The following is a 23,903-nucleotide window of genomic DNA, read 5'->3' on the forward strand; positions in this document are numbered from 1 at the left end:
CGCTCTCGTGTGCCTTAGAAATAACCTTGCTTCTTGCGCTGTTCCATCGCGGCTTCCGACGTCTGGTCGTCCATCCGCGTCGCGCCGCGTTCCGTGATTTCCGTCACGGCCGTTTCGGCGATGATCTTCTCGACATCGTCTGCATCGCTTTCGACGGGGCATGTGCAGCTGATGTCGCCCACCGTGCGGAAGCGCACCAGCGCTTCTTCGCTCGACTCGCCTTCGCGGATCGGCGTGAGCGGCGTCACGGGTACGAGCAGGCCGTTGCGGCGCACGATCTCGCGCTTGTGCGCGTAGTAGATCGACGGCAGTTCGAGGTTTTCGCGGGCGATGTATTGCCACACGTCGAGTTCCGTCCAGTTCGAGATCGGGAACACGCGCAGGTGCTCGCCCTGATGCAGGCGCGCGTTGTACAGGCTCCACAGCTCGGGGCGCTGCGCTTTCGGGTCCCATTGGCCGAACTCGTCACGGAACGAGAAGATGCGCTCTTTCGCGCGCGCCTTTTCTTCGTCGCGGCGCGCGCCGCCGATCATCGCCGTATAGCCGTATTGCTCGATGGTTTCGAGCAGCGTGACGGCTTGCGCGGCATTGCGCGAATCCGTTTCGCGGCGCAGGCGCACGGTGCCGCGCTTGATCGAGTCTTCGACGTGACCGACCACCAGTTCGGCGCCGATCTCTTGCGCACGCCGGTCGCGGAAGTCGATCACTTCGTCGTAGTTGTGACCCGTGTCGATGTGCACGAGCGGGAACGGCAGCTGCGTCTTGCGGTTCGCGCCGAGGCCGAACGCCTTCAACGCAAGCGCCAGCACGACGACGGAATCCTTGCCGCCCGAGAACAACAGCGCAGGCTTGCTGCACTCGGCGACCAGTTCGCGCAGGATGTGAATCGATTCGGCCTCGAGCCAGTCGAGGTGATCCATCCGGTTCGCCGTGACGGGCAGCGGTGCGTTGACAGTGGAATCGAGCGTCGTGCTCATTTTCTGGTCCTTCATTGGTTCGTGTCGCATGTTCGGGTGCTCACCTGATGCGTGCGGCACGTAAGGGATTCAATCGAAACCGGTAATCGGCGGCGCACGGCGTTTGGGTCATCTTACGCCGGCGCCCGCGCAGCTCACATCAGGCCGAGGCGTTCTCCGGGACAACCGTGACAGGGATCGTCGTGATGTGCAGCCCGCATTCCTTCGTATCGCGCGACTCCCACCACCAGCGCCCTGCCCGGCTGTCTTCGCCGGGACGCACGGCCCGCGTACACGGCTCGCAGCCGATGCTCGGATAGCCGCGCGCATGCAGCGGGTTCACGGGCACGTCGAAGGCCTTCAGGTAGGCCCATACATCGGATTCCGTCCAGTCAGCGAGCGGGTTGTACTTGGCGATGCCGCGTGCACCGTCGTGCTCTTCCTCGTGCAGCTCCGCGCGCGTGACAGACTGCTCGCGGCGCTGGCCCGTCACCCATGCGCCGACGTCGCCGAGCGCGCGATTGAGCGGCTCGACCTTGCGGATTTCGCAGCAACGCTTGCGCAGATCGATGCTTTCGTAAAACGCGTTCAGGCCGTGCTGCGCGACATACTCGTCGACGGCGGCCGCTTGCGGATGAAACTGCTCGATGTCGTAGCCATAGCGCTCGCGCACGCGGTCGATCATGCCGAGCGTTTCCGCATGCAGGCGGCCCGTGTTCAGCGAGAAGATGCCGATCTTCACGCCGCGCGACAGGATCGCGTGCGTGAGCAGCATGTCTTCCGCTGCGAGGCTGCTCGCGAGCTTCACCTTCTCGTGACGCTGCGCGATCGAATCGAGCAGCGCATCGAGACGTTCGATCTTCGCCTCAAGTTCGGGCGTGAGGTCCGTTGCGCTCGTCATACGGTGGCCTTTTGCGTTGCAGCCGCTTCGCGACGGCGAAAGAGCGGCGAAGGTTCGTCGAATGCGCCTTGGTACTGCACGGTGAATTCAGTGAACGCCTTCAGCGCATCGTCGATGTCCTTGTCCGCGCGCAGCGCATACGCGTTGAAGCCGCAGCGCTCGTAAAAGCGCAACTGGTCGCGCAGCACGTCGCCGATCGCGCGGATCTCGCCCTTGTAGCCATAGCGCTCGCGCAGCAGACGCGCAATGCTGTAGCCGCGGCCATCGCGGAACACCGGGAAGTCGACCGCGATCAGGCCGAGCTTGTCGAAGTCGCCAACGATGTCGGCGGGCTCGCTATCGGGCGCAAGCCACACGCCGATCTGGTCGGCGCTGCGCGAAGCCGTCAATTCATCACGCGATGCCTGCCACAACGCGAGGGGAACGATCACCTTGCCGGCGGGCAATGCGCTCACTGCGGGCAGCGTGCCGTCCTCGGCTGCGCGGATAACCGTGAAGTCGTCGTTGACGATCGTGCGGTCCTTGATAATCGATGCCATCTGCTAGTCCTTGTTACGCGTGAGCCGGTTGACGCGATGCATACACGCGTTCCTTGAACGGTGCGATCCCGATGCGGTTGTAGGTGTCGATGAAGCGTTCGCCGTCGATGCGGTTCTCGACGAACGTGTCGATGACCTTCGACACCACGTCCGGCATTTCTTCCGCGGAGAACGACGGGCCGATCACGCGGCCGAGCTTCGCGCCGTCCTGGCCCGAGCCCTGCTCGCCGCCGAGCGACACCTGGTACCACTCGGAGCCGTCCTTGTCGACGCCCAGCACGCCGATGTTGCCGACGTGATGGTGACCGCACGAGTTCATGCAGCCCGAGATGTTCAGCGACACGTCGCCGAGGTCGTACACGAAGTCGAGGTCGTCGAAGCGCTCCTGGATCGCTTGCGCAATCGGAATCGACTTCGCGTTCGCGAGCGAGCAGAAGTCGCCACCCGGGCACGCGATGATGTCGGTCAGGAGGCCGATGTTCGGCGTCGCGAAGCCTTGCGCCTTGGCCTTTTCCCACAGCGCGTACAGGTCGCGCTTCTTGACGTCGGCGAGAATCAGGTTCTGTTCGTGCGATACGCGGATCTTGCCGAACGAGTATTCATCGGCCCAGTCGGCGACGGCTTCCATCTGCTTGTCGGTGGCGTCGCCGGGCGCAACGCCCGTCTTCTTCAGCGATATCGTGACGGACGCATAGCCCGACACGCGGTGCGGACGCACGTTGCGCTCGACCCAGCGCGCAAACGCACGGCTTTCGAGCAGATGCTTTTCGAACGACGTGTCCGTGTCCGGCAGCTTCTCGTAGACGGGCGGCTGAAAGTATTGCGACACGCGGTCCAGCTCGGCTTGCGTGAGCGTCGACGGGCCGTCCTTCAGGTGCTGCCACTCTTCCTCCACCTGCTGCGAGAACTTCTCCGCCGACAGCGACTTCACGAGAATCTTGATGCGCGCCTTGAACAGGTTGTCGCGGCGACCGTAGCGGTTGTAGACGCGCAGCACGGCTTCGCAATACGTGAGCAGATGCTGCCAGGGCAGGTCTTTCCTGATGATCGCGCCGACGATCGGCGTGCGGCCCAGACCGCCGCCCGCGAGGATGCTCGCGACCACTTCGCCTGCTGCGTTCTTCGTCAGATAGACGCCCAGGTCGTGAATCTGCACGGCCGCGCGATCTTCCTTCGAGCCCGATACGGCGATCTTGAACTTGCGCGGCAGCCACGCGAATTCCGGGTGGAACGTCGACCACTGGCGCAGAATTTCGGCCCACGGACGCGGATCGATGATTTCATCGGACGCGACGCCCGCGAACTGATCGGCCGTGATATTGCGGATGCAGTTGCCCGACGTCTGGATCGCGTGCATCTGCACGGACGCGAGCTTGCGCAGGATTTCCGGCGTCTCTTCGAGCTTGATCCAGTTGTACTGGATGTTCGTGCGCGTCGAGAAGTGGCCGTAGCCGCGATCGTGCTCGCGCGCGATGGTCGCGAGCATGCGCAGCTGGTCGCTGCGCAAGTTGCCGTACGGAATCGCGATACGGTGCATGTACGCATGGCGCTGCATGTAGAGGCCGTTTTGCAGGCGCAGCGGGCGGAACTCTTCTTCGCTCAATTCGCCCGACAGACGGCGACGAACCTGATCGGCGTACTGCGCGACGCGTTCATCGACGATGGTCTGGTCGTACTGATCGTATTGGTACATTCGGGGACCCCAGGGTTTGTGTTCGTCTCGCACAACACGGCGTTCCGGTTACGCCGCGCCTCGTATTCGTCATTGCCAGTCAGCTTTGAGCGTCGCGGCCATGGGCCGTTTAGATGCATCGCTCATTTGCTAATGACAAATACAGATATCCATATTGGAAAAACTGGAGAAATCGTAATAAACTCGCCTTATATTTCAAACGACTAAAAAATTCTTTTGATATGCGGCGAGGTTATATATGAACCTGCATCAGTTCCGCTTCGTACGGGAGGCTGTCCGGCAGAACTTCAACCTGACGGAAGCCGCTAAGGCGCTGTATACGAGCCAGCCTGGCGTGTCGAAGGCGATCATCGAGCTGGAAGACGAACTGGGCGTCGAAATCTTCACACGGCACGGCAAGCGCGTGCGCTCGCTGACCGAGCCGGGGCGGATCATTCTGGCCTCCGTCGAGCGGATTTTGCAGGAGGTCGAGAGCCTGAAGCGCGTCGGTAAGGATTACGCGGCGCAGGACCAGGGCAATCTCGTGATCGCCGCGACGCACACCCAGGCGCGCTACTCGCTGCCCGCCGCGATCGCCGAATTCAAGAAGCGCTTCCCGAAGGTGCATCTGTCGATCCTGCAAGGCAGCCCGACGCAGGTCGCGGAAATGGTGATCCACGATCAGGCGGATCTCGCGATCGCGACGGAAGCCGTGTCCAGCTACAAGGAGCTGGTGTCGCTGCCCTGCTTTTCGTGGCATCACCTGGCCGTGATGCCCGCCGATCACCCGCTGCTCGAACGCAAGCAGCTTTCGCTCGACGACCTGACGCAGTTTCCGCTGATCACCTATGACAACGCGTTCGCGGGCCGCACGAAGATCAACGACGCGTTCCGCCTGCGCGGCCTGCACCCGGACATCGTGCTCGAGGCGATCGACGCGGACGTGATCAAGACTTATGTCGAGCTGGGGCTGGGCGTCGGCATCATGGCCGACATCGCGTTCAACGCCGAGCGCGACCGTCATCTGCGCGCGTTGCCCGTCGGCCATCTGTTCGGCAGCAACGTGACGCGCGTCGCGCTCAAGCAGGGCGCGTATCTGCGCAGCTATGTGTATACGCTCGTCGAGCTGCTGTCGCCGAACCTGAACCGCAAGCTGATCGAACAGGCGCTCAAGGGCGATCACGAGACGTACGAGCTTTGATTTTTGTTCCGCTATAACAACTGACGACTGCCACACCTATCGGAGACCTTTTCGCATGACGCTGCACAAGAACAAGCTGAAAAACACCTTGCGCCATCTGACACGCGCCGCCGCTCTAGGCGCGTTGCTCTTCGCCGCCGCCGCGCATGCGGACGTCAAGGTCGGCATCGATCTGTCGAGCACGGGACCTGCGGCTGCCATCGGCATCACGAGCAAGAACGCGATGCTGATGTGGCCGAAGACGATTGCCGGCCAGCCGGCGCAGTACATCGTGCTCGACGACGGCTCCGATCCGGGCGCGGCTGTGCGCAATATCCGCAAGCTGATCAACGAGGACCACGTCGATGTGATCGTCGGGCCGAACATCACGCCTGCCGCGATGGCCGCGCTCGATCCCGTCGCCGAAAGCCAGACGCCGATGATCACGCTGATCGGTTCGGCGAGCGTCGTCGAGCCGCAGGAGGGCAAGAAGGTCTGGGCGTTCAAGATGGCGCAGACGGACGGCGCGATGGCCGACGTGATGACGCGCTACATGTCGAATCACAACGTGAAGACGGTCGGCTTCATCGGCTTTGCGGACAGCTACGGCGACAGCTGGCTCAACGAGTTCACGAAATTCGCGGCGCTGCGCCATATCCAGGTCGTCGCGACCGAGCGCTTCAATCGCACCGACGCGAGCGTCACGGGCCAGGTGCTGAAGCTGATGGCCGCGAAGCCCGACGCGGTGCTGATCGCGGGCGCCGGCACGCCGACGGTGCTGCCGCAGCGCACGCTCGTCGAGCGCGGCTACAAGGGCGCGATCTATCAGACGCACGGCATCGCGACGCCGGAGTTCATCAAGCTCGGCGGCAAGGATGTCGACGGCACGCTCTTTCCGACGCAGCCTGTCGTCGTCGCGCGCACGCTGCCCGCCGATCATCCGGCGAAGAAGGCCGCGCTCGCGTTCGTCGGCGCGTACGAAGCGCAGTATGGTCCGAACACGGTTACGCAGTTCGCGGGCGATGCGGCGGGTGTCTATCCGCGCTTGCAGGATGCCGTCGCACGCGCGTTGAAAACGGCGCAGCCGGGCACGCCGGAGTTTCGCGTTGCGCTGCGCACGGAGCTTGAGCGCGCGCATGAACTGGTCGTGCCGAACGGCGTCGTGAATACGAGCGCGAAGGATCACGTCGGCCTCGATCAGCGCGCGAGCGTGATGGGGATCGTCAAGGGTGGGAAGTTTACGTACCTGAGCCAATGACGTGAGCCAGTGAGCTTTCTGAAGCCCCTGTGCTCGATGCAGCGGCCATCGCCCGACGCGACCCAGTCGCTGCCGCATAACTGCTAACCGCTACGCCAAAAACGCCACCGCCTCATCGATCACGCTGCGCCAGTCGCCCATCAACGTCTGGCGCAGCGGCTTCAGATTCGCCATCCACGGCGACGCATCGCCTTCCACGCCCCACCGCCATTCGCTCGCCAGATTGAGCGGCACGATGGTCGTCTTGCCGAGCATCGCGCTCAGATTCGCGACGCCCGAATCGACGGCGACGACGGCGTCCAGTTGCTCGATGCACGCGGCCGTCTGCGCGAACGTTGCGATGCCCGGCCCGTACACGCTGATGTTCGCCGACGGCATTCCCGCGAAGCTCTGTGCGGCGGGATGATGCAGACTCACGAAGTGCCGCTTCGCCGCGACGTGCGGATGCGTGACGAGAAGTTCGACTTCCGTCAGCGGCAGGCTGCGCCGGATCGCCGAGCAGCGCATCACCGCGCCGACTTCATGTGCGTGCCGCTGATTGCAGTCCCAGAAGATGCCGACCAGCGACTTGCCAGGATGCGCCGCGCGCATCTCGCGCGCCCATCCGGTGGCGGCGTCGCGCTCCGCATCGGGCGCGCGCAGATACCGGGGAAAGAACGGCGAAGGCGGCGGCGTCTGCTGCGCGGCCAGCAACGGCAGATGAAGCAGTGTCGCGTGGAGATCGGGCGCGAACTTGCGCACCTCGGCAGCCAGCGCTTCGGGCATGCCTTCCTGATGATGCAGCGGACGCGGCGCGCTCACGACGACGCACTCCGGCAACGAAGCCTGCAACAGCGCATGCAACGGCGGATCGCAGGTGATCATCAGGTGCGCGCCCGCAGCCTGCCACTGCGGCACGTTGGCGAACAGCAGGAACTGATCGCCGTAACCCATCTGATGCGTGATCAGCACACGCTTGCCGCGCAGATCCTGTTCGCCCGACCAAGAAGGCACATCGGCGGGCCGGTAATTGCCGGTGTCGCTATGATTGCGCGCGAGCCACGGCCCGAAGCCCGCCGGTCGCGCCGTGCGCAGCAGCGCCTCGCCGTACAGATGCTCCGCTTGCCGTGCGAACCACTCGCCTTCGGCGGCGGCCGTTCGCCACGCGCGCTCCAGCGTCGGAATGCCGCACTCGACGTCGCCCGACATCACGAGGCTCTGCCCCAGGCTCATCTCGTAGTACGCAGGTTTCCACGCGAGCGCCGCATGGTTGCGCCAGGTCGCGACGGCATCGAAATGCCGGCCCAGCAGCGTCAACGCATGGGCGCGCCAGTTGACGAAATGCACGTCGCGCGGCTCGATCGCGAGCGCGCGGTCGGCGTACGGCAGCAATTCGTCGTCGCGCTTGTCTTCGATCAACGCGATACAGACGGCGCGCAGCTTGTCGATATCGTCGGGGGCGTGGGCGAGCGCATCGAGCGCATCCTGAAGGTTCGACATGGCGTGGGTCGCGTCTTTCTTTGTTCGGCAGGACTGACGTATCGGCGGGACCGCCGACGGCGCGCGAGTATACGTCGTAGAATCGGGCTGCAATCTCAAAACTTCACTGCATCGTCCGATCATGCGCACGACCCGAGCCATCCATGCCGTCGAACGGCTGAAGACCCGCAGCGGCAACCCACGTTTCGCGGCCATCAGCCTGTCGGGGGGAGTGTTCTATCTCGTCGACAAATCGGGCGGCACGGAGCAGAAAATCTCCGATCCGCTGCCGCTCGACGAGTTCGTGAAGTTCGTCGACGCATACGGACCCAGGAAACCGCGCAAGGTCAGCAAGCTCGATCTCGCGTTCGAAGAGCAGATCAAGCGCAGCAAGAGCTGAACGTCAGCCGCCGTTCCGCACGTCGTGCCACTGCAACTTCGCGTGGCTGTCGAACACGGCGTCGATAAAGCGCAGGCCCGCGACGCCATCGTCGACGGTCGTCAGCAGTCGGCTTTCTTCGGGTAGCGGCAAGCCCGCGTCGATCGCTTCGATCTGTAACGCGGCATCCTTGTACAGTTGCGCGAACGCTTCCAGATAGCCTTCGGGATGGCCCGGCGGCACGCGCGTCGCATGCCGCGCGATCGCACTATCGACGCGTCCGCGTGTGAGCCGTTGCATCGCGCCGCCCAGCGGCGTGAACAGCAGTTCGTTCGGGTTCTCCTGATCGAACGCGATCTGAGCCTTCGTGCCGTACACACGCAAACGCAGCGCGTTTTCCGCGCCGCTCGCCACCTGACTTGCCCACAGCATGCCGCGCGCACCGTTCTCGTAGCGCAGCAGCGCCTCGATATGATCGTCGACCTGGCGGCCTTCGACGAACGTATGCAGCTCCGCGACGATCTGCTTCGGCAGCATGCCCGTCGCAAACGCCGCAAGGTGATACGCGTGCGTGCCGATATCGCCGAGACAGCCCGCGCGTCCCGCCTGCTTCGGGTTGGTGCGCCAGACGGCCTGGCGGTTCTCGCCCGTGAGCTCGACCGGCTTCGCGAGCCAGTCCTGCGCGTATTCGACCTGAACGACGCGCACCTCGCCGATCTCGTCCGCATCGACGAGTTCGCGCGCGTGGCGCACCATCGGATAGCCGGAGTACGTGTGCGTCAGCGCGAACAGACGGTTCTTCTCGCGCGCCAGTTTCGCGAGCGCTTCACCTTCGTCGAGCGTCATCGCGAGCGGCTTGTCGCAAATCACGTGGATGCCCGCATTCAGAAACGCCGTTGCCACGGGCGCATGCAGATGGTTCGGCGTGACGATCGCGACGGCATCGATGCCATCGTCGCGCGCTGCTTCGGCGCGCGCCATCTCTTGCCAGCTCGCGTAGCTGCGCACGATGCCGGCTTCGTCGGCGCTCGCCTGCGCGCGCTGCGGGTCCGACGACAGCGCGCCCGCCACCAGCTCGAAGCGGTCGTCGATGCGCGCGGCGATCCGATGCACCGCGCCGATGAACGCGCCCTGCCCGCCGCCGACCATGCCCAGTCTGAGTCTTCGTGCCATCGTCTTACGCTCCTCTTCGATGCGGTGCTGCCACGTGAACATCACGCGGGCCATCCCGGGTTTAAAGGCCCAGCACGCGCTTCAGTTGCGCGGCATCCGCGCCGCTGCCCGCGAAGTCGTCGAATGCATGCTCGGCCACGCGGATGATGTGCCGCTTGATGAACTCCGCGCCTTCGCGCGCGCCGTCTTCGGGATGCTTCAATGCGCATTCCCATTCGAGCACCGCCCAGCCGGGAAAATCGTATTGCGCCATCTTCGAGAAGATCGCGCCGAAGTCGATCTGTCCGTCGCCGAGCGAACGGAAACGTCCCGCGCGCTCGACCCAGCCGCTATAGCCGCCATACACGCCTTGCCGCCCGTTCGGACGAAACTCGGCGTCCTTCACGTGAAAGGCCTTGATGCGCTCGTGATAGATATCGATGAACGCGAGGTAGTCGAGCTGCTGCAGCACGAAGTGGCTCGGATCGAACAGGATGTTCGCGCGCCTGTGACCGTTCACGGCCGCGAGAAAGCGTTCGAACGTCACGCCATCGTGCAGATCCTCGCCCGGATGCAGTTCATAGCAGACGTCGACGCCCGCTTCTTCGAACGCATCGAGAATCGGCGTCCAGCGGCGCGCGAGTTCGTCGAACGCGGCTTCGACAAGACCAACGGGACGCTGCGGCCACGGGTAGAAATACGGCCACGCGAGCGCGCCCGAAAACGACACATGCGACGTGAGCCCGAGACGCTGCGAGGCCGTCGCGGCCCACTTCATCTGCTGAATCGCCCACTCGGTGCGCGCAGCCGGATTGCCACGAACATGCGGCGCGGCGAAGCCGTCGAACAGGACGTCATACGCCGGATGCACCGCGACGAGCTGGCCTTGCAGATGCGTCGACAGCTCCGTGATCTGGACGCCCGCATCGGTGACGATGCCTAGCAGGTCGTCGCAATACGCCTGGCTCGACGCCGCCTGCTCGAGATCGACGAGGCGCGGATCGGCGGGCACCTGGATGCCCTTGTAGCCGAGATTCGCGGCCCATTCGGCGAGATGCGCGAGATTGTCGAACGGTGCCCGAGTATCCAACTGCGCTCCCATGAACTGCGCGAGAAAGATCGCCGGCCCTTTGATCGTTTTCATCGTGCTGCTCCCCTCGATGGATTGAAATGGCGCTGCCCTTCGCATCGGATGACGAAGGGCAGCGCCCTGCTCACGCATGCTTGCGATCAGAACGGCGAATCCGGGAAATAGAAGTCCTTCGCGTTGTCCTTCGTGATGAGCACCGACGGAATGATCGTCGTCGGCGGCAGCTTGTCGCCTTTGAGGCGCGCTTCCGCCGTCAGCTTGATCGCGTCATAGATGAACTTCGGCGAATACGACACGTCGGCCTTGATGAGCGGCGCGCCGTCCATCACGTTCTTGACCATGCCCTTCGAGCCCGCGCCGCCGAACACGATCTTGATGTCGTTGCGCTTGGCCTGATCGATCGCCTTCAGCACGCCCACGGCCATGTCGTCGTCGGCGGCCCAGACGGCGTCGATATGCTTGAAGCGCGTCAGATAGTCCTGCATCACCTTGAACGCATCGTCGCGGTTCCAGTTCGCGTACTTCGCATCGAGAATCTTGATGTTCGGATAGTTCTTCAGCACGCCCGTGAAGGCCGTCCAGCGTTCGTTGTCGAGCGTCGTCGGAATGCCGCGCAGCGCGACGACGTCGCCCTTTCCATCGAGCGCCTTCGCCAGGTACTCGGCGGGGATCTTGCCGAACGCGGTGTTGTCGCCCGCGACGTACGCGTCCTGCGCGCTGGTGTCGGTGAGGCCGCGATCGACGACCGTCACGTAGACGCCTTTCTTCTTCACCTGCGCGACGGGCTGCGTGAGCGAAGCCGATTCATACGGGAAGATCACGAGCGCGTTGATCTTGTTCACGGTCACGAGGTCCTGCAACTGGTTCGCCTGCTCGGGCGCGTTCGCGGCCGTCTTCACGATCACCTTCAGATCGGGATGCGCTTTCTCCAGATCGGCCTTCGCCTTGTTCGCCCACCAGACGATGCCGCCCGTGAAGCCGTGATCGGCCGTTGGTATCGCGACGCCCAGTGTGACCTTGTCGTCAGCGCGCGCAGCGCTAGTGAGCCCCAATATCCCCAGTGCCAGCACCCCGGCGCCAACCGCTCGAATGATCTGCTTCATGGCTGTGTCTCCTTTGACTTTCCTTTGACTGGTTTCTTCGTCGATGAACCGCTTCTGTGCTGCTCTCCTTTGCCGCTTGCGTTGCTGCCTTTAACCTTCGATGCCCTTGGCGTCGACGCCCTTGACCTTCAATACCCTTGACCACACACGCGCTGCCCTGCTACCGCCGCCCTCGCTGAAGGAACGCGACGACGATGATCACGACGCCCTGCACGGCCGCGTTCAGATACACGCTGATGATGCTCGTGAGATTGAGGATGTTCGCGATGACCGACAACAGGATCGCGCCGATCACCGTACCCGCGACGCGCCCTTCGCCGCCTTTGAGCGCCGTCCCGCCGACCACCACGGCCGCGATCGCTTCGAGTTCCCACAGGAGGCCCGTCGTCGGCGTCGCCGAACCGAGGCGCGGCACGTACAGCACCGTCGCCACGCCGACGCAGATGCCGAGCAGCACATACGTGACGATCTTCACGGTATCGACGCGAATCGCCGCGTAGCGCGCGACCTGTTCGTTCGAGCCGATCGCCTGCACGTGGCGCCCGAACGCAGTGCGGTTGAGGATCAGCGCGCCGCCCGCCGCAACGACGAGAAACACCCAGATCGGCACGGGCACGCCGAAGAGGCTCGCATAATAGACGGGGCCGTACAGATCGGAGAGGTTGTTGTCGAGCGTGAGCGCGCCGCCGTCGGCGAGCCAGGTGAGCACCGCGCGAAAGATGCCGAGCGTGCCGAGCGTCACGATGAACGGCTCGATTCGCCCTTTCGTGATCAGCAGGCCGTGCGCACAGCCGAACACGCCGCCCAGCACGAACGCGCAGAGAATGCCGATGATCACGATGGTCAGCGGCGCGAACGCATGGCCGCCCGGCGACAAGGCGAGCGCGTTCATCAGCCAGATCATGCTGCCCGCGATCAGTGCGGCCATCGAGCCGACGGACAGATCGATGCCGCCCGAGATGATCACGAACGTCATGCCGACGGCAATGATGCCGATGAACGACGTGCGCGTGAGCACGTTCATCATGTTGTCAATGGTGGCGAAATCGCGATTGAGCAGCGTGCCCGCGATGCACAGCACGATCAGGCCCGCGAGCGGCCCAAGACCATGCAGACGATGCGCGATGCGCATCGCGCGCCCGGTCGGCGCGGTGTCAGTGTGTGCCGGTCGCATGAGCGATCAACTCCTCTTCGGTCAGATGGTCGAGACCGAGCGTCGCTTGCAGGCGGCCCACGCGCATCACGGCGACGCGATGGCACAGCCCGATCAGCTCGATCAGTTCGGATGAGATGACGATCACGGCGCGCCCTTCGGCGGCGAGCCGGTGAATCAGGAAATAGATGTCGCGTTTCGCGCCGATGTCGACGCCGCGCGTCGGCTCGTCGAGCACGATCACATCGGGATTGGGCTGCAGGAACTTGGCGAGCGCCAGCTTCTGCTGGTTGCCGCCCGAGAGCATGCGCGCGCGGCTCGACATATCGCCCGTGCGAATGCCGAACTCGCGCACGGCCCGCGTCAGCGCCTCGCGTCCCGCTTTCAGGTCGAGCAGCGGATGCGCGAAGTGTTCGAGCGTCATCAGCGTCACGTTGTCCTGCAGGCTGAGGTTCACATGCAGTCCCTTGCCCTTGCGGTCCTCGCTCAGATACGTGAGGCCGCGGCGCATCGCATCGCGCGGACTGTGCAGATCGGCTTTGCGTCCCGCGATTTCGATCGCGCCCGCCGTGCGTTTGCGCAAGCCGATGATCGCTTCGAATGCCTCCGTGCGGCCCGCGCCGACGAGTCCCGCAAAACCGAACACTTCGCCCGCGCGTACTTCGAAGCTCAGATCGTCGACCCAATCGGGCACGCTGAGCTTGTCGACTTTCAACGCGATGGGCGCATCGGCGGCGGGCGGCGACTTCGCGGGGAACATGTCGGACAGCTCACGCCCAACCATCAGGTTCGCCATCTGATGACGCCCGAGCAATGCCGTCTCGCTGCGCGCGACGAAGCGGCCGTCGCGCATCACGATCACTTCGTCGGTGATGTGCTCGACCTCGTCGAGCTTGTGCGAGATGTAGACGATCGTCACGCCATCGGCCTTCAGCTTCGTCATCAGCGCGAAGAGGCGCTCGGTCTCCGAAGGCGTCAGCGTCGCCGTGGGCTCGTCCATGATCAGAAGGCGCGCGCGCCGCGACAGCGCCTTCGCGATCTCCACCATCTGCTTTTCCGCGACGATCAGATCGCGCACCTTCGTATCCGGATGCTTGTGCAAACCGACCTGATCGAGATAGCGCCTGGCTTCGTTGCGCATCGCCGTATCGTCGACGAACAGGCCCTTGCGCTTCTCGTGCCCGAGGTACATGTTCTGCGCGATCGTCAGATGCTCGGCGAGATTGAACTCCTGGTGGATCAGCACGATGCCCGCCGCTTCCGCATCGCGCGAGCCCGCGAAGCGCTGCGCGTGGCCGTCGACCAGCACGGTGCCTTCCGTCGCCGTCTCGTAGCCTGCGAGTATCTTCATCAGCGTCGACTTGCCCGCGCCGTTCTCGCCGAGCAGTCCGTAGATGCGGCCCGGCGCGATGTCGAAGCTCACGCCGTGCAACACGCGCACGGGGCCGAAGTCCTTGCGGATGTCGTCGAAGCGGACGGCGAGACTCATCGCGGCGGCCCTCTCATGCACTCTTTCTGACGACGAGCCGATGCGGCAACAGCACGCCAGGCACGCTCTCCGTCGGATTCGCGAGCCTGCGCAGCAGCAGACGCGCGGCCGTTTCGCCCAGCTCACGCATCGGCTGCGCGATCGTCGTGAGGGGCGGCTCGATCTGCGCGGCAAGCGAGATATCGTCGAAGCCCACGACGGCCACATCGTCCGGCACGCGCTTGCCGACGCTGCGCAAACCGGCGATCACGCCGATCGCGAGCGTGTCCGATACGGCGAACACCGCCGTCGGCGCATCGGCGTGCGTCATCAGGCGCGCCGCTGCCTGCGCGCCCGCTTCGTAGTCGAGGCTGTTCACGTTCACGCGCCAGCGTTCGTCGGGCGCGATGCCCGCGTCGCGCAACGCGTCGAGATAGCCGCGCTGACGCTGCTGCGCGTACAGGTAGTGATCGTCGGAGTTGATCAGCGCGATGCGCCGGTGGCCGCACGCGAGCAGATGGCGCACGGCGTCGCCCGCCGCGCGGTAGTTGTCGATGCCGACATACGGCACGCCCACCGACGAGTCGAACTCGCAGCACGCGACCCATGGCAGCGCGTTCGATTCCTCGGCGAGCGCCTGTTGCACTGTCGCGGGATCGAGGCAGATCGCGCCGTCCGCGCGGCGGCGGCGCAGCAGATCGAAATAGCTGCGCTCGCGGCCCGGATCGGCGCCCGTGTCGCACAACAGCATGAAATAGCCGTGCTGGCGCGCGACGGAATCGATGCCGCGAATCACCTCCGCGTAGAACGGGTTGCCGACGTCGGGCACCATTGTCAGCAGCAGGCGGCTTTCCGCCGTGCGCAGGTTGCGCGCCAGTTCGTTCACGCGATAGCCGCTCGTCGCGACGGCGGCCAGCACCTTGTCGCGCGTGGCCGGGCGCACGTTCGCGTGGCCGTTGAGCACCCGCGAAACCGTCGCCACCGACACGCCCGCCTGCTCCGCGACGCCCGCGATCGACAGGCCCTCCGCCGTGCCACGCGAACCGCCGCGCGCATCGGGCTCGGCCGCGTCGGGCGGCGGCGATTGCGGGTCAGGCCGGGACGGCTTGTCCACGGGTCTGTCCACCACTGGCTCCGAAAATGTAATCGATTACATTCTTGGTCGACGTGGCGGCGAATCGCAAGCCCCTTCGCGTAGGGATTTACACGGAGGCCGGACGGCACGCGGGTCGGCTCCGGCCGACAGCGCCCATGCCCGTTACAGGGCGGCAACGGCGCGCGGTTTGGTACAATTTCGCAGTTAACGAACAGAACAGCGGAACAGCGGGAGGGGCTCTCCACTACATCCGCTGTCGTCCCGCTGCCCGCATCCAAACCCACACCGCCGAATTGATCATGAACATCGAACAAGCGCGTTTCAACATGATTGAACAGCAGATCCGTCCCTGGGAAGTGCTCGACCAGGACGTGCTGAATCTGCTGTCGATCGTCAAGCGTGAGAACTTCGTGCCCGCCGCCTATCGCGAGCTGGCGTTCGTCGATTTCGAAATTCCGCTGCCCGCCGGCCAGCACATGCTCGCGCCGCGCATCGAGGCACGCGTGTTGCAAGAACTGGCGGTGAAGAAGCATGAAACCGTGCTGGAAATCGGCGCGGGTTCCGGCTACATGGCCGCGCTCCTCGCGCACCGTGCACAGCATGTGCTGACGGTCGACATCGAGCCGGAACTGGCCGAGCTCGCGAAAGCGAACCTCGCCGCCAACGGCGTGCTGAACGCCGAAGTCGCGACGGGCGACGCCGCGCGCGGCTGGACGGCCGCCGCGCCGTACGACGTGATCTGCGTGTCGGGCGGCCTGCCCGTGCTGCCGCAGGAAATGCTGGAGCAGCTGAAGGTCGGCGGACGTCTGGCCGCCTTCGTCGGCACGGCTCCTGTGATGAAGGCGCAGATCATCACGCGCGTCGACGAAAAGCAGTTCCGTATCGCCGACGTGTTCGAAACCTATGTCGAGCCGCTGCAAAACGCGGTGCACGCACCGCGCTTCCGGTTCTGAGCATTGGCACGACACCGACACCGTAGCGAGATTTGAATCATGCAAAACCTGACCGCTCCCGCTCTCGCCGAATGGCTCGCCGACAAGTCGCGCCCGGCGCCCGTGCTGCTGGACGTGCGCGAGCCGTGGGAAATCGAAACGGCGAAAATCGCTGGCAGCGTGTCGATTCCGATGCGCGAAATCCCCGCGCGCAGCGAAGAACTGGACGACGATGTGCAGATCGTCTGCGTGTGCCATCACGGCGCGCGCAGCGCGCAGGTCGCGATGTTCCTCGAATCGCGCGGCTATAAGGACGTGTTCAATCTGCAAGGCGGCATCGACGCGTGGTCGCGCCAGGTCGATCCGTCCGTTCCCACGTATTGAACTGAGCCGTCTTGCCGTTGATGTAGTCGAAACGCGTCGAAATTCTCCGGCGCGTTTTTTATTTGTCGCCTCGGTCTTGCCGGCTCACGGTGAGGCCATTTCCCTTTGACGATTCGGAAGCTTCGTACGCCATCCTGATCATCGATCGATCAACATGCCTCGTTTCCTTCTCGAAAGCAGAGGCCTGAATGAACCTGATCAGGATCGTGTCGACGGCAACGTTGCTGTTGCCCGTCGTTTGTCATGCGACGCTCGGCGCTGCGCCATCGGCGGATGCGCATCAGGCGTCACGCAGCCTGCGCGCAGCACCGCTCGGCGCTCCGGCAGTCGCTTCGCCCTATTCCGTCCACGAATCGCAAACGGCCGACGGCGTCACGGTGCGCGAATACGCTTCGCCCGCGAACGTCGTCTTCGCGCTCACGTGGCAAGGGCCGACGCGGCCCGACATGCAGGCGCTGCTCGGCAGCTATTTTCCAAGCTTCGTTGCGGCAGCACATCGCACCGCGCGCGGCACCGGTCCGCTGATCGGGCGCGACGGCGATCTGCGGATCGAATCGGTCGGACATCAGGGCGCCTTCGCGGGCAAGGCATGGGTGCCGCGGCTCGTGCCTGCCAGCGTCGACGTGGAGGTCTTGCCATGAAGCGCGGCTTTCCACATCTCACCGTTCTCGCCGCGATGCTGGCGGCGAGTGTCGCGCTCTCGGCATGCGGTGGCGGCGGCGACGATGACAAGGGCAGCAGCCCGCCTGTCGCCAACGTTTCACCTGCCGCACCGACGACGACGCCCGCCGTTCCGGGCAGCGCAGCGGCAGCGGCGGCTCCGGCATCGGCTGCAAGCGCCGCGTCGGCACCCGTTCCTGCGAGCGGATCGACGCAGCCGGCCACGCCCGCGCAACCGCCAACGACGCCCGTCATACCGACACCACCTACGACACCTCCCACGCCACCCACCACGCCCGACAACGGCCAACCGCCGAAGGACAACACCAACGACACACCGCCGCCCTCGCCCGTCGCCATCAACAGCGTGCCCATCGTCGTCGACAATGCGATCGGCTCGGTCGTGAACATGCCTTACGTCAGCGTGACGCTCTGCGCGCCGGGCACGCACGGCGCAGCGCAGTGCGCGACCGTCGATCACATGCTGCTCGACACCGGCTCGTCGGGCGTGCGCGTGACGCAGGCCGCGCTCGGCGCCGCGCTTGCCGCGCAATTGCCCGCGCAGACGGGCGCCAGCAACGACACGACGGGCCACGCGCCTATTGCACAATGCGCGATCTTCGCATCGGGCTACACGTGGGGTTCGATACGCCGCGCCGACGTGATGATCGGCGGCGAAACGGCGAGCGGCATCCCTGTTCAGCTGATCGGCGACAGCGCGTATCCGTCCGCGCCATCCGACTGCCTCGCGCGCGGCGGCGCAAGCATGAACACGGCCGCGACGCTCGGCGCGAACGGGATCGTAGGCATCGGGCATCTCGCGCGCGACTTCCCGCAGGCGGCACAAACGGCGCTCGCGGCGACTTACTACTACTGCGCAACGCCTTCGTCCTGCATGCCTGCGCGCGTGCCGCTCGACAGGCAGACGGCCAACCCCGTCGCCGCCTTCGCAACCGACAACAACGGCACGATCGTCCGTCTGCCCGCGCTGCCGCCGACAGGCCAGGCGAGCGTCACAGGAGAACTCGTGTTCGGCATCGGCACGCGCGACAACAACGCGTTGCCCGCCACGCCGACGTTCGTCGCCGTGACCGATCGCGGCGCATTCACGACGACATACAAAGGCAGAACGATGACGAGCGTCGTCGACAGCGGATCGAACGGCCTGTTCTTTCCCGACGCGACACTGCCCGTGCAGCGCGGCTGGTTTGCGCCCGCCATCACGCAGAGCCTGAGTGGAACGATGCTGTCGAATACGGGCAATGCGCAATCGACGGTACCGTTCTCGATCGCCAATGCGCCGAATCTCTTCGATAACGCGTTGGCCGCATATGACGCGCTCGGCGCGCCCGCGTCGGGCATGTTCATCTGGGGCTTGCCGTTCTTCTTCGGGCGCAGCATGTACACGGCGTTGAGCGGAATGCAGGCCGGCACGCAGACGGGACCTTACGTGGCGTTCTGATCGGCAACTGGCTTCGCGCACAGACTCACCCGCAGCCACAGCAAAAGAAACGGCGGACAGTCAAGCCAACCCGTCCGCCGTTTCGCGCGCCGAGATCACACTCGAACCACGCTCAATCCACCTCCTTCAAGATCTCCGCGACGGTGCGGAACAACTCGTCGATCTGCGCTTCATCGATGATGAGCGGCGGCGAGAACGCCAGAATGTCGCCCGTATAGCGCGTCAACACGCCCTTCTGGAAGCAGCGCACGAACACGTCGTAAGCGCGCGCGCCCGGCGCGCCGTCTCGCGGCTGCAATTCGACGCCGCCGACGAGCCCCAGATTCCGCACGTCGATCACATGCCGCTCGCCCTTAAGCTTGTGAATCGCCGCTTCGAACACAGGCGCCATCTTTGCTGCTCGCTCGAACAGCCCTTCGCGCTCGTACAGATCGATCGTTGCGCACGCAGCGGCCGCCGCGATCGGATGCCCCGAGTACGTATAGCCATGGAAAAGCTCGATGCCCGCCGGCGCGCCGTTGACGATCGCATCGTGAATCCGCGCGCTCGCGGCGACGGCGCCCATCGGCGCGGCGGCGTTGTTCGTGCCCTTGGCCATCGTCAGCAGATCGGGCGTCACGTTGAAGTACTGCGCGGCGAACGGCGCACCGAGGCGTCCCCAGCCCGTAATCACTTCATCGAAGATCAGCAAGATGCCGTACTTGTCGCAGATCTCGCGCAGACGCTGCAAATAGCCTCGCGGCGGAATCAGCACGCCCGTCGATCCCGCCACCGGCTCGACGATCACAGCCGCGATCGTCGATGCGTCGTGCAGCGTGACGAGCCGCTCCAGTTCGTCGGCGAGATGCGCGCCCCACGCGGGCTGGCCTTTCGAGAACGCCGCTTCATTGATGTTGAGCGTATGCGGCAGATGATCGACGGCGGGCAGCAGCGCGCCTGAGTAAGCCTTGCGGTTCGGCGAAATGCCGCCTACGGAAATGCCGCCGAAGCCGACGCCGTGATAGCCGCGTTCGCGTCCGATCAGCCGCGTGCGCTGCCCTTCGCCACGCGCGCGGTGATACGCGAGCGCGATCTTCAGCGCGGTATCGACGGCCTCCGAACCCGAGTTCGTGAAGAAGATGTGCTTCAGGTCGCCGGGCGTGTGCTTCGCAATTCGGGTCGCCGCTTCGAATGCCTTCGGGTGGCCCATCTGGAACGTCGGCGCGAAGTCCATCTCGGCGGCCTGCGCCTGCACGGCAGCGACGATCTCGTCGCGGCAGTGTCCGGCGTTCACGCACCATAGCCCCGCCGTGCCATCGAGGATGCGCCGGCCATCGTACGACGTGTAATACATCCCCTTCGCGCTCGACAGCAGCCTCGGCGCGCTCTTGAATTGCCGGTTCGCGGTGAACGGCATCCAGAACGCCGACATGTCGGGCGCGTCGGTAGGCGTGGCGGCCGTGGCCGAAGGTGCAGCGCGTTCTTTCATCTGCTGTCTCCTCTCAAATGAGGTCAGTCGGGTTTTCAGTGTAGGCAGGCACACGGCCGTGCACAACCGGACAGCGCCGGTGCACCGGCGGCGCGCCCGCCGATATGACGAATCGCCGCCCGCGCTCCGTTGCAGCGCGGCGCGCACCTCGACGAGGCGAAGTGCCTTGCGTTGCACCGCTTTCGCGCCCAAAGCGCATAGCGCCATACGACGCCGCGCCGTCAGCGAGCCGCATTGCAGCACGCTCAGCGTCCGTTGAAGAGCGATGCCGCAAGTTGGCATATGCCTTGCAGTATCCGGCCCTGCACGACTCGGTACACATGACTCTGCACACATAACGCAAACAGGGATCGGACACGCACTACCCGTCCGCCACTCACCACCATTCATGGCAAGGGGAAGCATATGAAACGTCGCAGTCTGCTGAAGCTCGGCTCGATGTCGGGCGCGCTCGCGCTCGCGGGCAAGGTACCTTTCGCGCGCGCGCAGTCGTCGGGCAGCGGCCCGATCAAGGTCGGCATCCTGCACTCCCTGTCGGGCACGATGGCGATCTCGGAGACGTCGCTGAAAGATACCGCGCTGATGACGATCGCCGAGATCAACGCAAGCGGCGGCGTGATGGGCCGCAAGATCGAGCCCGTCGTCGTCGATCCCGCTTCGAACTGGCCGCTCTTTGCCGAAAAGGCCCGTCAACTGCTGACGCAGGACAAGGTCGCCTGCGTGTTCGGCTGCTGGACCTCCGTATCGCGCAAGTCTGTGCTGCCCGTGTTCGAGGAACTGAACGGCCTGCTGTTCTACCCCGTGCAGTACGAAGGCGAGGAGATGTCGCGCAACGTGTTCTATACGGGCGCGGCGCCGAATCAACAGGCGATCCCCGCCACCGAATACCTGATGAGCGCCGAAGGCGGCGGCGCCAAACGCTTCTTCCTGCTCGGCACCGACTATGTGTATCCACGCACGACGAACAAGATCCTGCGCGCCTTCCTCAAGTCGAAGGGCGTTCAGGAGGCCGACATCCAGGAGGTCTACACGCCCTTCGGTCACAGCGACTATCAGACGATCGTCGCGAGCATCAAGACGTTCGCGCAGGGCGGCAAGACATGCGTGATCTCGACCGTCAACGGCGACTCGAACGTGCCCTTCTACAAGGAGCTCGGCAACCAGGGGCTGAAGGCGACTGACGTGCCCGTCGTCGCGTTCTCGGTCGGCGAGGAGGAGCTGCGCGGCATCGATACGAAGCCGCTCGTCGGCAACCTCGCTGCATGGAACTACTTCATGTCGGTGAAAGGCCCGGGCAACTCGAAGTTCAAGGAGCAATGGGCCGGATGGGTCAAGTCGCAGAACCTGCCGGGCGGTTCGAAGCGCGTGACGAACGATCCGATGGAAGCGACCTATGTCGGCATCCACATGTGGAAGCAGGCCGTCGAAAAGGCGAAGAGCACCGATGTCGACAAGGTGCGCGTCGCGATGATCGGCCAGAAGTTCGCGGCGCCGTCGGGTTTCACGCTCGAAATGGACGGCAATCATCATCTGCACAAGCCGGTGATGATTGGCGAAGTGCGCGCGGACGGCCAGTTCAACGTCGTGTGGAAAACGAAGACGGCCATTCGCGCGCAACCGTGGAGCCCGTACATCGCGGGCAATCAGGGCAAGCCGGATATCGTCACGTCGATTCCCGCGTTCCTGCGCCGCCGTTCGCGCGTCGTGTGACGCGGCATGCCGGTGCGTTCAGCCTTCACGAACGCACCGGCGCGCGCAACGCCGTTTTTTGACGCACGTATCGAAGCAAATGCACGGCACAATCGCGCGATGTCTCGCTTGCCGCTTTTCGCATGCGATGGCATCGCGCGCCTGATTGCTGGGCTGATCGCTGGCCTGATTGCTGGGCTGATTGCTGGCTTCATTCTCAAGACCATCATGGCGCATTCACTTTCCTCGCTCGCCGCTCGCAGCGCTGATCGGCTGCGCAACGCGCGCAAGCGCATAAGCCTGCTTGGCGCGTCGTGCGCGCTGGGCGCAGCGCTCATCGCGTTCGCGCCGGCGAGCGCCCATGCATTGACGGCCGCCGACGTCGCGCCGCTGGCCGGCGACGATTTCGACGCGAAGTCCGCTGCCATCGACAAGCTGATCGCGAATCACGACGCGCCGTCGCTTGCGCTGCTCAAGGCGCTCGCCGAAGACGGCGTGCTCGCAACCGATTCCGGCGAAGTGCTGATTCAGGACGGCGATACCGCGCGCGACGCCGTCACCGGCAAAACCGTGGCCGCAGGCGACGCGCAATCGGTCACGTTGAACAATCTGTTGCGCTCGAAAGTATCGGGCGCGCTGTCGGGCCTACAACTCGATTCGACCGATCCCGCGAAGCGCGCCGCCGCGATAGCCGCGCTTCTGCAAAATCCCGATCCATCGATGAAGCCGCAAATCGACGCAGCCCGCGCAAAGGAAACGGACCCGAAGCTGAAGAAGCGCCTCGACACGCTCTGGGCAATGACGGCGCTGCACGACAGCGATGCCGCGAAGCGTCTCGAAGCGGTGAAGCTCGTCGCCGCGCGGCACGATCTGGACATGTACGAGCTGCTGCGCCCGCTCGTCGCGAAGAAGCCGGACGGCACCTTCGCCGAAAGCGACGCGCGCGTGCGCGAAGCGGCGCAGCAAGGCATCGATGCGCTCGATTCGATCCAGCGCCGCAACGAGATCGCAGGGACGCTGTTCGCGGGTCTGTCGCTCGGCAGCGTGTTGCTGCTCGCGGCGCTCGGGCTCGCGATCACATATGGCCTGATCGGCGTGATCAACATGGCGCACGGCGAGTTCCTGATGATCGGCGCGTATGCAACGTACGTCGTGCAAAATCTCGTGCAACGTTATGCGCCCGGCGCATTCGACTGGTATCCGCTGATCGCCGTGCCCGCTTCGTTCGTGGTCGCGGCGCTCATCGGCATCGTGCTCGAACGGCTCGTGCTGAAGCATCTGTACGGGCGTCCGCTCGAAACGCTGCTCACTACTTTTGGCATCAGCCTGATCCTGATTCAGGCGACACGCATGCTGTTCGGCGCGCAGAACGTGCAGGTGCAAAATCCGTCGTGGATGAGCGGCGGCGTCACGGTGATGCAGAGCCTGATCCTGCCGTACAACCGGCTCGCGATCCTCGCGTTCTCGCTGATCGTCGTCGCGATTGCATGGGCGGTGCTGACGAAGACGCGCCTCGGCCTCTTCGTGCGCGCCGTCACGCAGAACCGCCGGATGGCCGCGTGCGTCGGCGTGAAAACCGCGTATGTCGATTCGTGCGCGTTCGCGTTCGGCGCGGGCATTGCGGGACTCGGCGGCTGCGCGCTGTCGCAGATCGGCAATGTCGGCCCGGACCTTGGGCAAAGCTACATCATCGATTCGTTTATGGCCGTCGTGCTGGGCGGCGTGGGCCAGTTGGCGGGCACGGTGATCGGCGGCTTCGGGCTCGGACTCGTGAGCAAGGCGATCGAGCCGTTCTGGGGCGCGGTGCTCGCGAAGATCGCGGTGCTCGTGCTGATCGTGCTGTTCATCCAGAAGCGTCCGCAGGGCATGTTCGCCCTGAAGGGCCGCAGCGCGGAGGCGTGAC

At 64.6% G+C, this 23,903-nt stretch carries 21 protein-coding genes; 9 read left to right on the forward strand and 12 right to left on the reverse strand.

The window, feature by feature from the left end:
• Positions 1 to 14 precede the first annotated feature (14 nt).
• The 4 genes from cysD to BMW76_RS08085 all read right to left on the reverse strand — a co-directional run bounded on the left by cysD (position 15) and on the right by BMW76_RS08085 (position 4,089).
• Positions 15 to 977 (reverse strand): sulfate adenylyltransferase subunit CysD, encoded by a 963-nt coding sequence (gene cysD / locus BMW76_RS08070; protein WP_090864677.1) that lies wholly within the window; start codon positions 975 to 977, stop codon positions 15 to 17.
• Between the two features lie 139 nt (positions 978 to 1,116).
• The gene (locus BMW76_RS08075; RefSeq protein WP_090864614.1) at positions 1,117 to 1,857 is read right to left on the reverse strand and encodes a phosphoadenylyl-sulfate reductase; all 741 of its coding nucleotides are present in this window, start codon (positions 1,855 to 1,857) and stop codon (positions 1,117 to 1,119) included.
• Positions 1,854 to 2,396, reverse strand: coding sequence for a DUF934 domain-containing protein (locus BMW76_RS08080; protein WP_090864615.1), 543 nt, complete (start codon positions 2,394 to 2,396; stop codon positions 1,854 to 1,856). The genes BMW76_RS08075 and BMW76_RS08080 overlap by 4 nt, the downstream gene beginning before the upstream one ends.
• 13 nt (positions 2,397 to 2,409) lie before the next feature.
• Positions 2,410 to 4,089, reverse strand: coding sequence for a nitrite/sulfite reductase (locus BMW76_RS08085; protein ID WP_090864616.1), 1,680 nt, complete (start codon positions 4,087 to 4,089; stop codon positions 2,410 to 2,412).
• A 238-nt stretch (positions 4,090 to 4,327) separates the two neighbouring features.
• On the opposite strand from BMW76_RS08085, the gene BMW76_RS08090 reads away from it, so the two are divergent.
• Positions 4,328 to 5,269, forward strand: coding sequence for a CysB family HTH-type transcriptional regulator (locus BMW76_RS08090; RefSeq protein WP_090864617.1), 942 nt, complete (start codon positions 4,328 to 4,330; stop codon positions 5,267 to 5,269).
• Between the two features lie 55 nt (positions 5,270 to 5,324).
• Positions 5,325 to 6,506 carry an ABC transporter substrate-binding protein gene (locus BMW76_RS08095; protein WP_090864618.1) on the forward strand — a complete coding sequence of 394 codons (1,182 nt, stop codon included), beginning with the start codon at positions 5,325 to 5,327 and terminating at the stop codon, positions 6,504 to 6,506.
• Between the two features lie 90 nt (positions 6,507 to 6,596).
• Here the strand turns inward: BMW76_RS08095 and BMW76_RS08100 are convergent, their stop codons facing one another.
• Positions 6,597 to 7,985 carry a tetratricopeptide repeat protein gene (locus tag BMW76_RS08100; protein ID WP_090864619.1) on the reverse strand — a complete coding sequence of 463 codons (1,389 nt, stop codon included), beginning with the start codon at positions 7,983 to 7,985 and terminating at the stop codon, positions 6,597 to 6,599.
• 121 nt (positions 7,986 to 8,106) lie between these two features.
• Between BMW76_RS08100 and BMW76_RS08105 the strand changes: the two genes are divergently transcribed.
• Positions 8,107 to 8,364 (forward strand): hypothetical protein, encoded by a 258-nt coding sequence (locus BMW76_RS08105; RefSeq protein WP_090864620.1) that lies wholly within the window; start codon positions 8,107 to 8,109, stop codon positions 8,362 to 8,364.
• 3 nt (positions 8,365 to 8,367) lie between these two features.
• On the opposite strand, the gene BMW76_RS08110 is transcribed toward BMW76_RS08105, so the two are convergent.
• The 6 genes from BMW76_RS08110 to BMW76_RS08135 form a co-directional block, all read right to left on the reverse strand.
• A complete protein-coding gene (locus BMW76_RS08110; protein WP_090864678.1) occupies positions 8,368 to 9,516 on the reverse strand; it encodes a Gfo/Idh/MocA family protein in 1,149 nt (382 codons plus the stop codon).
• 61 nt (positions 9,517 to 9,577) lie between these two features.
• A complete protein-coding gene (locus BMW76_RS08115; RefSeq protein WP_090864621.1) occupies positions 9,578 to 10,639 on the reverse strand; it encodes a sugar phosphate isomerase/epimerase family protein in 1,062 nt (353 codons plus the stop codon).
• A gap of 86 nt (positions 10,640 to 10,725) precedes the next feature.
• A complete protein-coding gene (locus BMW76_RS08120) occupies positions 10,726 to 11,688 on the reverse strand; it encodes a substrate-binding domain-containing protein (protein ID WP_090864622.1) in 963 nt (320 codons plus the stop codon).
• A gap of 160 nt (positions 11,689 to 11,848) precedes the next feature.
• Complete coding sequence (locus BMW76_RS08125; protein ID WP_090864623.1) at positions 11,849 to 12,862, reverse strand: ABC transporter permease; 1,014 nt, start codon at positions 12,860 to 12,862, stop codon at positions 11,849 to 11,851.
• A complete protein-coding gene (locus BMW76_RS08130; RefSeq protein WP_090864624.1) occupies positions 12,843 to 14,330 on the reverse strand; it encodes a sugar ABC transporter ATP-binding protein in 1,488 nt (495 codons plus the stop codon). The genes BMW76_RS08125 and BMW76_RS08130 overlap by 20 nt, the downstream gene beginning before the upstream one ends.
• 13 nt (positions 14,331 to 14,343) lie before the next feature.
• Positions 14,344 to 15,330, reverse strand: coding sequence for a LacI family DNA-binding transcriptional regulator (locus tag BMW76_RS08135; RefSeq protein WP_245763149.1), 987 nt, complete (start codon positions 15,328 to 15,330; stop codon positions 14,344 to 14,346).
• 374 nt (positions 15,331 to 15,704) lie between these two features.
• Here BMW76_RS08135 and BMW76_RS08140 point away from each other — a divergent pair, with 374 nt between their 5' ends.
• From BMW76_RS08140 to BMW76_RS08155, 4 genes are all read left to right on the forward strand, one after another.
• Complete coding sequence (locus tag BMW76_RS08140; protein ID WP_090864626.1) at positions 15,705 to 16,358, forward strand: protein-L-isoaspartate O-methyltransferase family protein; 654 nt, start codon at positions 15,705 to 15,707, stop codon at positions 16,356 to 16,358.
• Between the two features lie 39 nt (positions 16,359 to 16,397).
• On the forward strand, positions 16,398 to 16,721 hold the full coding sequence (locus tag BMW76_RS08145) for a rhodanese-like domain-containing protein (protein WP_090864627.1): 324 nt from the start codon (positions 16,398 to 16,400) through the stop codon (positions 16,719 to 16,721).
• 188 nt (positions 16,722 to 16,909) lie between these two features.
• A complete protein-coding gene (locus BMW76_RS08150) occupies positions 16,910 to 17,362 on the forward strand; it encodes a DUF2844 domain-containing protein (RefSeq protein ID WP_090864628.1) in 453 nt (150 codons plus the stop codon).
• Entirely contained in the window at positions 17,359 to 18,843 is a 1,485-nt protein-coding gene (locus BMW76_RS08155; protein WP_177200330.1) for a DUF3443 domain-containing protein, read from the forward strand. The genes BMW76_RS08150 and BMW76_RS08155 overlap by 4 nt, the downstream gene beginning before the upstream one ends.
• A gap of 112 nt (positions 18,844 to 18,955) precedes the next feature.
• Here BMW76_RS08155 and BMW76_RS08160 read toward each other — a convergent pair whose 3' ends face one another.
• A complete protein-coding gene (locus BMW76_RS08160) occupies positions 18,956 to 20,311 on the reverse strand; it encodes an aspartate aminotransferase family protein (protein WP_090864629.1) in 1,356 nt (451 codons plus the stop codon).
• 405 nt (positions 20,312 to 20,716) lie between these two features.
• On the opposite strand from BMW76_RS08160, the gene urtA reads away from it, so the two are divergent.
• Positions 20,717 to 22,021: an urea ABC transporter substrate-binding protein gene (gene urtA / locus BMW76_RS08165; RefSeq protein ID WP_090864630.1), complete on the forward strand. Its 1,305-nt coding sequence runs from the start codon at positions 20,717 to 20,719 to the stop codon at positions 22,019 to 22,021.
• Between the two features lie 207 nt (positions 22,022 to 22,228).
• A complete protein-coding gene (urtB, locus tag BMW76_RS08170; RefSeq protein ID WP_090864680.1) occupies positions 22,229 to 23,902 on the forward strand; it encodes an urea ABC transporter permease subunit UrtB in 1,674 nt (557 codons plus the stop codon).
• The last annotated feature ends 1 nt before the right edge of the window (position 23,903 follow it).

The sequence above is a fragment of the Paraburkholderia diazotrophica genome, assembly GCF_900108945.1.
In the GTDB taxonomy this organism is placed as follows: Bacteria; Pseudomonadota; Gammaproteobacteria; order Burkholderiales; family Burkholderiaceae; genus Paraburkholderia; species Paraburkholderia diazotrophica.